This window comes from Bifidobacterium sp. 7101, assembly GCF_000499285.1.
GTDB classification, from domain to species: domain Bacteria; phylum Actinomycetota; class Actinomycetes; order Actinomycetales; family Bifidobacteriaceae; genus Bombiscardovia; species Bombiscardovia apis_A.
Genome location: NZ_AWUN01000002.1, coordinates 20,554 through 32,178, shown reverse-complemented (window position 1 = coordinate 32,178; position 11,625 = coordinate 20,554). Strand labels below are relative to the sequence as shown.

At 62.5% G+C, this 11,625-nt stretch carries 11 protein-coding genes and 1 tRNA gene; 6 read left to right on the top strand and 6 right to left on the bottom strand.

The annotated features are described in order from the left end of the window. Positions 1-9: 9 nt before the first annotated feature. On the bottom strand, positions 10-873 hold the full coding sequence (locus tag P272_RS0102740) for an ABC transporter substrate-binding protein (RefSeq protein ID WP_029678043.1): 864 nt from the start codon (positions 871-873) through the stop codon (positions 10-12). 124 nt (positions 874-997) lie between these two features. Further along, complete coding sequence (gene radA / locus P272_RS0102735) at positions 998-2,407, bottom strand: DNA repair protein RadA (protein WP_029678042.1); 1,410 nt, start codon at positions 2,405-2,407, stop codon at positions 998-1,000. A gap of 90 nt (positions 2,408-2,497) precedes the next feature. Here radA and P272_RS0102730 point away from each other — a divergent pair, with 90 nt between their 5' ends. Both P272_RS0102730 and P272_RS09060 read left to right on the top strand, forming a co-directional pair. Then, positions 2,498-3,151: a hypothetical protein gene (locus tag P272_RS0102730; protein ID WP_029678041.1), complete on the top strand. Its 654-nt coding sequence runs from the start codon at positions 2,498-2,500 to the stop codon at positions 3,149-3,151. Between the two features lie 67 nt (positions 3,152-3,218). Next, positions 3,219-3,308, top strand: coding sequence for a 30S ribosomal protein bS22 (locus tag P272_RS09060; RefSeq protein WP_004268639.1), 90 nt, complete (start codon positions 3,219-3,221; stop codon positions 3,306-3,308). Between the two features lie 137 nt (positions 3,309-3,445). Here the strand turns inward: P272_RS09060 and rpiA are convergent, their stop codons facing one another. From rpiA to P272_RS0102705, 4 genes are all read right to left on the bottom strand, one after another. Beyond that, complete coding sequence (gene rpiA / locus P272_RS0102720) at positions 3,446-4,144, bottom strand: ribose-5-phosphate isomerase RpiA (protein WP_029678040.1); 699 nt, start codon at positions 4,142-4,144, stop codon at positions 3,446-3,448. Positions 4,145-4,250: 106 nt separating this feature from the next. Further along, positions 4,251-5,246: a ribonuclease H family protein gene (locus P272_RS0102715; protein WP_029678039.1), complete on the bottom strand. Its 996-nt coding sequence runs from the start codon at positions 5,244-5,246 to the stop codon at positions 4,251-4,253. Positions 5,247-5,333: 87 nt separating this feature from the next. Continuing rightward, positions 5,334-7,007 carry a phosphoglucomutase (alpha-D-glucose-1,6-bisphosphate-dependent) gene (gene pgm / locus P272_RS0102710; protein ID WP_029678038.1) on the bottom strand — a complete coding sequence of 558 codons (1,674 nt, stop codon included), beginning with the start codon at positions 7,005-7,007 and terminating at the stop codon, positions 5,334-5,336. A 61-nt stretch (positions 7,008-7,068) separates the two neighbouring features. Next, positions 7,069-8,163, bottom strand: a complete 1,095-nt coding sequence (locus P272_RS0102705) for a diacylglycerol/lipid kinase family protein (protein ID WP_029678037.1) — start codon at positions 8,161-8,163, stop codon at positions 7,069-7,071. Between the two features lie 220 nt (positions 8,164-8,383). Here P272_RS0102705 and P272_RS0102700 point away from each other — a divergent pair, with 220 nt between their 5' ends. From P272_RS0102700 to P272_RS0102685, 4 genes are all read left to right on the top strand, one after another. Further along, positions 8,384-9,061 carry a serine dehydratase beta chain gene (locus P272_RS0102700; RefSeq protein WP_029678036.1) on the top strand — a complete coding sequence of 226 codons (678 nt, stop codon included), beginning with the start codon at positions 8,384-8,386 and terminating at the stop codon, positions 9,059-9,061. 12 nt (positions 9,062-9,073) lie between these two features. Continuing rightward, complete coding sequence (sdaAA, locus tag P272_RS0102695; RefSeq protein WP_029678035.1) at positions 9,074-9,949, top strand: L-serine ammonia-lyase, iron-sulfur-dependent, subunit alpha; 876 nt, start codon at positions 9,074-9,076, stop codon at positions 9,947-9,949. Between the two features lie 174 nt (positions 9,950-10,123). Beyond that, positions 10,124-11,410 carry a serine--tRNA ligase gene (serS, locus tag P272_RS0102690; RefSeq protein ID WP_029678034.1) on the top strand — a complete coding sequence of 429 codons (1,287 nt, stop codon included), beginning with the start codon at positions 10,124-10,126 and terminating at the stop codon, positions 11,408-11,410. Between the two features lie 93 nt (positions 11,411-11,503). Then, a tRNA-Ser gene (locus P272_RS0102685) sits at positions 11,504-11,588 on the top strand. Positions 11,589-11,625 lie beyond the last annotated feature (37 nt).

The following is an 11,625-nucleotide window of genomic DNA, read 5'->3' as shown; positions in this document are numbered from 1 at the left end:
TTTCTTCTCTCAGCCCAGGGTGGGCAGGGAGGTGTAGACGTGCAGCCACTGCTTCTGCAGCTTGTCCAAGGTCCCATCCTTCTTCAGGGCGGTGACAGCCTTGGAAGCAGCCGGGGTCAGCTTGGAGCCCTTGGGTAGGACTATGCCCATGCCCTCCGGGTCCTGCGAGCCCTTGATCTGCCCGAGGATCTTGGCGTTCTTGACCTGCCCGGAATCGACCATGGTCACGGCTGAGGGGGTGTCCACGACAAGCGCGTCGATCTGATTGGCGTCCAAGGCCTGGGACGAGGCCACGTCGTCGTTGAAGGTGTCGATGTCAGGCTTGACCAGCTTGTGGGCCATCTCGTAGGAGGTGGAGCCGACCATGGCTCCTATCTTGGCGTCCTTGATTTGGGCAAGGGAGGTGGCGGAGGCGTACTGGGAGTTGTTCCTGACCACCAGCGACTGGGTGGAGTTGTAGTAGCTGGGAGTGAAGTCCACAGCCTGTCGACGTTCCGGGGTGATGGAGAACTGCTGGATGTTCAGGTCGTAGTCCTTGCTCCCCGGGGCGATGGCGGCGTCAAAGGTGGTCCGGGTCCAAGTGACGTGCGCCTTGTCGAAGCCCATTTTCTCTGCCACTGCATAGGCCACGGCCGCCTCGTAGCCCTTGCCGGATTCGGGCTTGTTGTCCTGCACGTAGGGGGCGTAGGCCGGGTCTCCGGTGGCAATGGTCAGGGTGCCGGGTTTGATGGTCTGCTGGGTGATGTCCTGTTTGGTAGCTGACTGCCCGCCGTTGCTCGATGAGGAGCCACAGGCCGCGCCGGCCATGAGCGTGACTGTCGTGAGTGCGGCCGCCGTCAGCCTGCGTATGGTTTTCCTGGTGAAGATGGTCATGCTGATCTGCTCCTCGCGATGATGATGGGTGTCGGTCTTCCGGCGACTCCATCCTAGTCCGGCAGGTTAACGAGTCGGCAGGTGGGTGCCATAGGGTGCGGTAGGGGACCAGCGGCCACCGGGTTCAGACCAGTCCCAGGGCTTCCAGGGCCTCGGCCAGATAGGTGACCTCGACCACTTCCAGTCCCGGAATGGGCTTTCGGCCTCCTGAATGCCGGTCGGGCGGGACCAGCGCCCGGGTGAATCCCAGCCGAGCGGCCTCCTGCAGCCGGTGATTGAGCTGAGGCACGGGCCTGACCTGCCCGGTCAGCGAAATCTCGCCCATGGCACAGGTCGTGCGCAGGATGGGCCGGGACTTGGCTGCACTGGCCAGCGCGGCCACGATGGCCAGGTCACATCCGGGTTCCTTGGCCAGCCCGCCGGCAATGGTGGACACATACAGGTCCCGTGTCAGCAGGTTGACGCGGCCGTGACGGTAGAGCACCGCGGCCAGCATGGCCAGACGGTTGGCGTCGATTCCGTTGGTGTTGCGTCTGGGTGTGGGCAGAACAGATGAAGTAACCAGGGCCTGAATCTCAATGGGCAGGCTGCGGTGGCCGTCCAAAGTGAAGGTCACACAGGTGCCCTCCACCTCCTGCCCGGCCGTGGACAGGAAGAGCCCTGTGGGGTCGCTGACCTCTTCAATGCCCTGCTCGCCCATGTCGAAACAGCCCACCTCGTCGGTGGGGCCGAAACGGTTCTTGACGGCTCTCAGCAGGCGCAGGGCGGTCTGGGAGTCGCCCTCGAACTGGCAGACCACATCGACCAGATGCTCCAGGGTCCGCGGCCCGGCGATGGAGCCGTCCTTGGTCACATGGCCGACCAGGAGGATGGGGATGTCGTGCGATTTGGCCATGTCGATCAGGCTGATGGCCACCTCTCGTACCTGGGTCGAGCCCCCGGAGATGCCGTCAACCTGGCTGGAGACGATGGTCTGGGCGGAGTCCACAATGGCCAGTGCCGGCTTCTCACGCTCGATCAGCCCCAGCACCGTGGCCAGGTCGGTCGTCGAAGCCAGCAACAGTGAATCCTTGAGCGCTCCCACCCGACTGGCCCGCATCCGTACCTGGGCCTGGGACTCCTCACCGGATACGTAGAGCACCTTGCCTTTTTCGCCGCCACGGTCGGCCACGCGGCCGGCGGTCTCCAACAGGAGGGTGGACTTGCCTATGCCTGGCTCGCCGGCCAAGAGGATGACCGACCCGGGTACGATGCCCCCGCCCAGGACCCGGTCGAACTCCTCGAATCCTGTGGGGATGCGCTTTACCTGGTCCGTACCTATCCGGGTGATGGGTCGGGCCATGCCGTTCTTCGGGGGCGCAGGTGCCGTATGGCTGCCGCCGGAGGAGGACAAACCCCCACCTGCACCTACGACACGGGCTTCGTGGAATTCCTCGATGGTTCCCCACTGGCCGCATTCCGGGCAGCGTCCGAACCACTTGCCGCCGGTCCATCCGCACTCCGTGCACACGTATTGCGTCGTCGTCTTGGCCATACCTGCACGCTATCGGGATTCAGGGACGAGGAACTGGGCTTTTACGGCATCTTCGCAGTGCCGACACCCTGCCCATGAGAGAATGGAGACATGGCTGACAATCCTTCTGCACCCCTGACCTCTTCCTCTGACTCCTCCGCGCACGCCAAGCAGCGCCGTCGACGGATCGGTCTGGTCATCGCCCTGGCGGCGGTGGTGGTCCTGGTGCTCCTATCGGCCTTCGTCTGGCCTCACTGGGCGGTGCGCAGCCAAGAGCCCGTCGCTCAGGCTTCGGCCTCCGCATCTTCACAGCCTTCGCAAGCCAGCAGTCCCAAGGCCAAGGCGGTTCCTCTGCCCGATTCGGCTTCCGAGCTGCTCAAGGCCATGCCCGATACGGTGGGCGAGTTCGCCCGCGTCAAGGCGGATCCTGACAGTGAGTGGAGCACCCGTACACCTATCGAGGAGTACAACCTGGTCTACTCCACAGGCAGGTCGGGCGGGGATGTGACCCTTCACCTGGCTCAGTGGTCCAGGAGCGAGGATGCCAAGGCACTCTACGACAGCCAGTCCACGGGCATGTCCGGCAAGGAGCTGGCCTCGGGCAATGTTCGCAGCGGCGGCACGGTCACCGGATCCTATCTGGAAAAGGCGGATGGCGACGACGAGCACAAGGCGCTGGTCATTTGGCAGAATGATACCGTGGTCTTCCGTGCCCAGGGCCAGCGGACTGCTCTGGAGGCTTTTTACAAGGCCTTCCCGCTTTAGTCGTCCCGCAAGCGGTGTACGATAAGCAAGTTGGACACTTCCAGGTAACTAAGGATCGGAGGCTCGGATGGGTTCTGTCATCAAGAAGCGCCGCAAGCGGATGAGCAAGAAGAAGCACCGCAAACTGCTGCGCAAGACTCGTCACCAGCGCAAGTAGCTTTATGACTTATGGCCCATCAGGGCCAACGAAGCCCCCCGCATCGAATGGACGCGGGGGGCTTCATGTTCATATCATCGCTGGTCATCGTGGCCAGCCGGATGTTTCCAGCCGAGAGGCAAGATGTTCGCGGATGATCACTTGTTGGCGTTGGTCATGACCCGGGGCCCGTTGGGGTCGCCCACGATGACCGTGTCGACCATGTTGAGGAAGAGTCCGTGTTCCACGACACCCACGGTTGTGATCAGGTCCTGGGCCAGATCCTGCGGGTGCTCGATCCGATCCAGATGCAAATCGATGATGTGGTTGTGCTCGTCGGTCAGAACAGGCTGCCCCTGGCCGTCCAGCCGCAGTACGGGGTTATAGCCGCGCTCCTTGAAACGATCAAGGACGTGGCGCTCGCCGAAGGGGATGACCTCCACTGGCAGCGGGAAGCGGCCGATGGTGTCGACCACCTTGGACTCGTCCACAATCCAGACGATCCTTCGGGAGTTGACGGCCACGATCTTCTCCCAGAGCAGGGCTGCGCCGCCGCCCTTGATGCCGTTGAAGTCCTTGTCGACCTCATCGGCCCCGTCGATGGTGACATCGATGTGATCCACCTGGTCGATGTCGACAATGCGGATTCCATAGCCCTCAGCCTGCTCCTTGGTCCGCCGGGAGGTGGTCACGCCGGTGAACTCTAAGCCCTCTTCCTTGACTCGCCGTCCCAGTTCATCCACGAAGAACCGGACCGTGGATCCGGTGCCCAGTCCGGCGGTCATGCCATTCTCGACCAGCTTGGCTGCTTCGATGCCGGCGGCCTTCTTCAGTCTGTCCTGCTCGGTCTTGTCCATACACGCTCCTTCATGCCCGCATGCGCTCAACCGCTGATATCTGCGGGTCTTGTTGGTTCAGGTTCACTCCAGTGTAGACGATGGCCCCTGACGGTCCAGGAACCGCTCAATCCTCCACTTCGATGGCATGCAGGCGGAAAGGCGCCTCCTGGATGGCCACGTAGCCGTCAGGGTCGATGTCCGCATCTATATCGATGCTGCCGATGATATGCAGGTCCTGCCCGGTGAACATGCTGCTGCCGGACGGGGGTGGCGTGATGCGGATGCGGCCGCTGGCTCTCAGTCCCCGAGCTCCGGAGTTCTTGGTCTCCTGGTCAGCTGTATCGGCGTCCGAGGTGTCCTTGAGCGCCGATACGGGTTCGTCTTCCTGACCATCGGCTATGCCATGGTCGGGTGCGCCATTGCCTGCGTCAGCTGTTGCTGCCACAGATTCGGCCTGCTCGGGATCCACAGCCTCGGACTCGACGGCGGTTTCGGCCAGGTCCTTCTGCTCCTCCTGGTTCAGGCGAGTCTTCTTTCGACCCAGCTCGTTCAGAACTTGCGGTCCTCCGTCCAGCTCAGCCTTGACTGCGGGCGGCACCCGTGTGCCCTGGGCATAGGGGGAGGCCAGCAGCGAACGCCAGCCCTCGATGGGCAGACAGCCTTCCCGGTCGCCCTTGCCTGCAGCTGTGGCGTAGCCGCGGGCCAGGGTGTCCACTTTCTCGTTGAAGGTGTTGCCCGCGTGGCCCTTGACCCAGACAAACCTGACCGATCCCGTCCGCGCTTGGATCTCCCGGTCGATTGCTTCGATAAGAGGGCGGTTCTTGACCGGCTTGCCCTGGGAGTTCTTCCACCCCTTCTTCTTCCACCCGGGCACCCAGGTGGTGGAGCAGTTGATGGCGTATTGGGAATCGGTTTCGATGACCAGAGGGCGCTCGCCTGGGTGGGCGCGCAGGGCCTGGAGCACAGCGCAGAGTTCGCCGATTTGATTGGTACCGTTGCTGGCGCCGCCCGCATCCGCGTCGCCGCCCTCATGATCGGCCCAGGCCCAGCCCATGGGGCCATTGGGATTGCTCAGTGCGCTGCCGTCGGTGGAGACGACCAGATTCGTGTCATTGGTCATGGTTTCAGTCTAAGCGAGAAAATAGAGAACCCCCGCGCCAGTGATGACCGATGCGGGGGGAGGAAGACGGGCGGTCTTGTCTGCGGTTCAGCCCAGGGCCTTGGCGACCACCTGGTCGGCGTCGTCCAGAACCTGGTCCAGGGCCTCAGGGGAAACGAAGGATTCGGCGTAGACCTTGTAGATGTTCTCGGTGCCGGAGGGGCGGGCAGCGAACCAGTTGTTCCGGGTGGTCACCTTGATGCCGCCGATTTTGGCCCCATTGCCCGGTGCCTCGGTCAGTTTGGCAGTGATGGGTTCGCCGGCCAGGGTGGAGGCCGTCACATCGTCGCCGTTCAGCTGGGCGAACTTCTGCTTCTGCTCCAAGGTGGTCGGGGTGTCCACCCGCTTGTACCAGCTTTGGCCGAAGCGCTCCACCTGCTCCTGGTGGAGCTGTGCCGGGTTTTTCCCGGTCTTGGCTGTGATTTCGGCAGCCAGAAGGTCGGGGATCAGCCCGTCCTTGTCGGTCGTCCAGACACGGCCGTCCCGGCGCAGGAAGCTCATCCCGGAGCTCTCCTCGCCGCCGAAGGCCACCTCGCCCTTGAAGAGGGGGTCGACGAACCACTTGAAGCCCACAGGCACCTCGATCAGCCTGGCACCGATGGAGGCAGCCACGCGGTCGATCAGGGAGGAGGAGACCAGGGTTTTGCCGATGCCGGCGCCCTGGGGCCAACCGGGTCGGTTCCCGGAGAAGAGGTATTCCACGCAGACGGCGATGTAATGGTTGGGATTCATGACGCCGGTTCCCGGGCAGACGATGCCATGTCGGTCGGCATCCGGATCGGTGCCGCCCACCAGGTCGTAGGAGTCCCAGGCTCCGGCGTTGAGGCGATCCACCAGCCCCTTCATGGCATACGGGGAGCTGGGATCCATGCGGATCTTTCCATCGTGGTCGATGGTCATGAACCGCCAGGTCGGATCCACCTCTGGGTTGACGACGCCGATGTTCAGGCCGTACTTTTCATTGATCAGCGGCCAGTAGTTGACCGAGGCGCCACCCAACGGATCAATGCCCAGACGGACCCCTGAGGATCTGATCAGGTCGAAGTCGATGACATTGCCCAGGTCGGCCACGTAGTGTTCCCGGTAGTCGAAGCGCTCCACCAGGTCGGATTTGATGGCATCCTCGAAGGGGATTCGCTTGATCTGCCTGTAGTCGCCCAGAAGCTCATTGGCCCGTTGCGCTATGGCGTTGGTGGTTTCGGCCGGAGCAGGACCGCCTGTGGGCGGGTCATACTTGAATCCGCCGTCGGTGGGCGGGTTGTGTGAGGGGGTGACCACAATGCCGTCAGCCAGGTCCTTGCCGGAGAAGCGCTGGGTGCCGTCGGCCGCCCGGTTGTGTGTCAGGATGGCCTGGGACACGGTGGGAGTGGGAGTGTAGTCATCATTGGCGTCAATGCGCACCCGTACCCCGTTTGCGGTCAGGACCTCGATGGCCGTCTTCCAGGCGGGCAGGGAGAGGGCGTGTGTGTCGCGGCCCAGGTAAAGCGGTCCCGTGACCCCGTTCCTGGTCCGCTGTTCGGCTATGGCCTGGCTGATGGCCACGATGTGGGCCTCGTTGAAGGAGGTGGTCAGGGCGGAGCCTCGATGCCCGGAGGTGCCGAAGGATACGCGCTGGGAGGGGTTGGAAGGGTCGGGGACGAGATCGTAGTACCTGCCGATCAGATCGTCGACGTTGATCAGATCTTCTGGGCTGGCAGGTTTGCCCGCATTCTGTGCTGTCATGGCTCCCATCATGCCACCCCGGCATGAAAAACGGCCGGAGGGGCGACAGGCTACTTCGGTCTCAGTCGGACTGGGGCACACGCACGTCCAAGGCTTGGCGCTCCACGCTGAGTGCGATGTGGCAGGTCTCGCCCAGAATGTCGCCGTCCACCTGGGCCAGGGCGGGCTTCTCCAGGCGGATCTCCGCCTTGGTTCCCTGCAGCTGGACGATCGTGGAGTTGGTCGACAGGGGGCTCTGGCTGGATTTGCGGGTGATGGTCTGATGCATCACATCACCGAAGAGGTTGGCCCAGCCGATTAGGCCGGCGGAGGTGTCGATGATCTCGAAGTCCAGGATGCCATCATCGTAGGAGGCGTCGGGCATCAGGGAGAATCCTGGAATCTCCCCGCAGTTGCCGGCCATGAAAGTGCGGAAGGTCACTGAGGTGTTGGTCTGTGTGACCTGGTCGGGCCTGGTGATGGAGATGTCAGCCGTGTATTTGGGGGCGAACAGATGCTTGGCGCCACTGATGAAGTAGGCCAGCCAGCTGACCGTCTTTTTCAGGTTGGGGTCGGTGTCGTCAATCATCAGGGCGTCGAAGCCGATGCCGGCGATGATCAGGAATGCATGACCATGGCCTTGCTCCTGACCGTCTGCGTCGAGCAGAGCCATGCGGCCCACATCCACCTGGGTGGACCCGTGCGAGGTGGCCACGGCCAGGGCGGCGTCCAGATCGCCTACGGGAATGCCCATGTTGCGGGCGAAGAGGTTTCCGGTCCCGATGGGAATGATGCCCATGACATGGTCGCTGGAGGCCATGGCGCTGGCTACAGTGCGTACGGTTCCGTCCCCGCCCACGGCAACGACTACGTTTGCCCCACGCTCCAGCGCCATGCGGGCACAGGCTTTCCCATCCCGGTCCAGCTGGGTTTCTATGAAGCTGAATTCGCGGATGCCCTTGTCCCGGCAGTATTGCTGGATGCGCTCGCGGGCGGCGGCGGCCTGGGGTTTGGAGGGGTTGATGACGAAAGCGTAGCTGAGCTGGTCATCGTCCCGGGCCAGGATTTGCATGGCGAACTTATGCCGTCTTTGGGCGCGGACAATCAGCACCACCGCAGTGACGACAATGGCCGCCGCTGCCAGGATGGCGAGGATGACGACCGCTGGAATTGGCATGACTCTATTTTGCGCGCCGTGCCGACCCGATACATCTGGGTGTGTCCGACGTGAACGAACTCTCTACAGCAATCACGCTGACAGTATGAGCTGATTGAGTTATGAAAACTGCAAAGTTATGATTGCACTCGGTCCATGTGGTCCCCTCGGTCTGGAGCTGCAACGGCTTCGTACGCGGGAAGTCTGGGAAAGCCAGGGGGTATGGGGAGAGGAGGCAGTCATGGACAAGTACAAGAGCGTGTTCGACATCATAGGTCCCATCATGATTGGACCCTCCAGCTCTCATACAGCTGGGGCCGTGGCCATCGGCCGGGTTGGGCACATCCTTGCCGGAGGTGTTCCGAGCCGTGCTGATATTCATTATTATGATTCCTTCGCTCGCACGCACAGCGGCCACGGTACCGACTATGCCATCATCAGCGGCCTGCTGGGTTTTGCCCCGGACGACCCCCGGGTGCCTGATGCCATTGGCATCGCCCGCAGGCAGGGCATGGAGCTGACCTTCCATGAGGAGGACGAACCCAGCCCCATCGACCACCCGAACACCGCCGTCCTGGACCTCCAGGGACCAGCCGGTCGGGTGATCTATGCGGCTTGTTCCATCGGGGGCGGGACCATTGAAGTGCGGCGTATCAACTTGGACGGCTGCCTGATCACTCCTCCAGGGCTTCTACCCATCCTGCTGGTGGAACTGGATGAATCCGCAAACGACGCCGGTCGGCGATTGGAGCGCATACGCGATCTGCTTCGGGAGGAGGGCGTGACCAAGCAGACCAGGTATGAACCCGATGGTCCTGCTGGCATGGCGGTGTACGAGTTCGATTTGGACAATCCGCTGTCCGCGCAACAGCAGAAGCAAATCGCGGGTCACTCGTCCCGGATGATTTATATCGACTAGGAGGCATGGCGCATGTTCACTTCAATCGCTGAACTTGTGAGTATGGCCGAAGAGCGCGGCTCGTCGATATCTGAAGTGGCCATCGACGAGGAGGTGCGGCGTTCGCATCAGACCCGAGAACATATCTGGGCAAGAATGGCCAAGAACCTGCAGGTCATGCAGGCCGCCGTGGCCAGGGGATCCCAGGGCGATGGCGTGTTCTCCAAGACTGGGCTGAGTGGTGGTCAGGCGGCCCTGCTGGAGCATTACCGGAAGACGCGGACCAGCCTGAGCGGCGATGCCATCCTGCAGGCCGTTGAGGCCGCTATGGCTACCAATGAGGTCAACGCGGCCATGGGCATCATCTGCGCGACGCCTACTGCCGGCTCCTCGGGCACCCTGCCTGGAGTACTCACCGTGCTCAAAAATCGGTTGGGACTGGATGACGATGGACTGATCCGCTGCCTGTTCACTGCAGGGGCTTTTGGACTGGTTACGGCCAACAAGGCGATGATCTCCGGAGCTACAGGCGGCTGTCAGGCCGAGGTGGGCAGCGCATCCGGCATGGCTGCCGCTGCAGCGGTTGAGGGCGCAGGGGGCGATCCTGATGCCTGTGCCCAGGCTTTTGCCATAGCCATGAGCAATCTGCTGGGCCTTGTCTGTGATCCCGTGGCTGGCCTGGTGGAGGTGCCTTGCGTAAATCGCAACGCCATCGGAACCGCCAACGCTTTGATTGCTGCTGACATCGCCTTATCGGGCGGCGTCAGCAGGATCCCGCCCGATGAGGTCATCGCAGCCATGAAGTCCATAGGCGAGAGCATGCCCTCATCACTGAGGGAGACCGGCATCGGCGGGCTGGCGGGCACTCCCACCGGTAAACGGTTCCGCAGGACTGTATTTGGCAAGTGATGCGGGGCAGGCGCATATATATAAGGGACGGATGGCTCCCGCTCGCCTTCTCGCCGTGGTTGCTCTTCCTGACTGGTCGGCGGTGGCCAGGCCGGTTGCGGCAGAGGTCATAAGGCTCGGAAAGAGGTGTGCGGGGCCGGTTTTCGTGTCCCCTGAAAGTCATAGAATTCAGATATGTTAGATATCAGGTTCATTCAGGAACATCCGGATGTTGTCCGTGAATCACAGCGCAAACGCGGCGAATCGGTCGAACTCGTCGACGAAGTGCTGAAGGCGGACAGCGAGCGCAGGGCTGCACTCCAGGATTACGAGAGCTACAGGGCCGAGCAGAAGTCGCTCGGTAAGCGCATGGGCTCGGCCTCTCCTGATGAGAAAGCCGACCTTCTGGCCCGGACCAAGAGCCTGTCGGACAAGGTGAACGCCTGCAAGGCAGCCTCCGATGAGGCCAACTCCAGGTACACCGATCTCATGTGGAAGTTCAGCAACGTAGTGGAGCCCGAGGCCCCCGAGGGTGGCGAGGATGACTACGTGGTGGTCAAGAAGGTCGGCACTCCGCGCGACTTCGCCAAGGAGGGCTTTGAGCCCAAGAACCATTTGGACCTGGGTGTGGGCGTGGCCGGTATCGACATGCGCAGGGGCGTCAAAGTCTCCGGATCCCGCTTCTACTTCCTGCGCGGGGATGTGGCCCGGCTGGAGATCGCCATGCTGACCATGGCCGTGGATCAGGCCATGGAGCATGGTTTCATTCCTACCATTACGCCCACCTTGGTCCGTCCTGAAGTCATGGCCGGCACCGGCTTCCTGAATGCCCATGCCGACGAGATCTATCGTCTACGTGAGCCTGACGACCAGTATCTGGTGGGTACATCGGAGGTCTCCCTGGCCGGCATGCACGAGGACGAGATTCTGGATCTGAGCAAGGGGCCGCTGCGCTACTGCGGCTGGTCCAGCTGCTACCGGCGAGAGGCTGGCTCCGCCGGCAAGGACACCATGGGCATTATTCGCGTCCACCAGTTCGACAAGGTGGAGATGTTCGTCTACTGCAAGCAGGAGGACTCCCGCGACCAGCACCAGCAGCTGTTGGCCATGGAGCAGGAGATGTTGGCCAAGGTGGACGTGCCCTATCGGATCATCGACACCGCTGCAGGAGACCTGGGATCCTCGGCTGCGCGCAAGTTCGACTGCGAGGCCTGGGTGCCCACCCAGGGTCGCTACCGCGAGCTGACGTCAACCTCCAACTGCACCGAGTACCAGGCCCGCCGCCTCAACGAACGCGAGCGGCTGGAGGATGGCTCTACCCGTCCTGTCAGCACCCTGAATGGGACCCTGGCCACCACCCGTTGGTTGGTCGCCATCCTGGAGAACCACCAGAACGCCGACGGCTCCATCGTCATCCCTGAGGCCATGCGCTCCTATGTGGGTGGCAAGGAGGTCATCGAGCCCAAGACCTGGGAGGCCTGAGCCGACTCTGTCGGAAGCGACCGACATTCCGTTGGTGGTTGGACCAACCTTGATGTCGTATGATGAGTGACGTGCCTGATTGGCACGTCTTTTGGACAGGTGTCTGAGCGGCCGAAAGAGACGGTCTTGAAAACCGTTGTGGCGCAAGCCACCGCGGGTTCGAATCCCGCCCTGTCCGCTTGGTTGATGCCCCGGAGCCATATCCGGGGCATTTT

Coding starts and splice junctions, on each gene's coding strand:
- P272_RS0102705 (WP_029678037.1), bottom strand. CDS start 8,163: ATGCCAATTCCAGCGGTCGTCATCCTCGCCATCCTGGCAGCGGCGGCC.
- sdaAA (WP_029678035.1), top strand. CDS start 9,074: ATGTTCACTTCAATCGCTGAACTTGTGAGTATGGCCGAAGAGCGCGGC.
- P272_RS09060 (WP_004268639.1), top strand. CDS start 3,219: ATGGGTTCTGTCATCAAGAAGCGCCGCAAGCGGATGAGCAAGAAGAAG.
- P272_RS0102730 (WP_029678041.1), top strand. CDS start 2,498: ATGGCTGACAATCCTTCTGCACCCCTGACCTCTTCCTCTGACTCCTCC.
- serS (WP_029678034.1), top strand. CDS start 10,124: ATGTTAGATATCAGGTTCATTCAGGAACATCCGGATGTTGTCCGTGAA.
- P272_RS0102740 (WP_029678043.1), bottom strand. CDS start 873: ATGACCATCTTCACCAGGAAAACCATACGCAGGCTGACGGCGGCCGCA.
- rpiA (WP_029678040.1), bottom strand. CDS start 4,144: ATGGACAAGACCGAGCAGGACAGACTGAAGAAGGCCGCCGGCATCGAA.
- P272_RS0102715 (WP_029678039.1), bottom strand. CDS start 5,246: ATGACCAATGACACGAATCTGGTCGTCTCCACCGACGGCAGCGCACTG.
- pgm (WP_029678038.1), bottom strand. CDS start 7,007: ATGACAGCACAGAATGCGGGCAAACCTGCCAGCCCAGAAGATCTGATC.
- radA (WP_029678042.1), bottom strand. CDS start 2,407: ATGGCCAAGACGACGACGCAATACGTGTGCACGGAGTGCGGATGGACC.
- P272_RS0102700 (WP_029678036.1), top strand. CDS start 8,384: ATGGACAAGTACAAGAGCGTGTTCGACATCATAGGTCCCATCATGATT.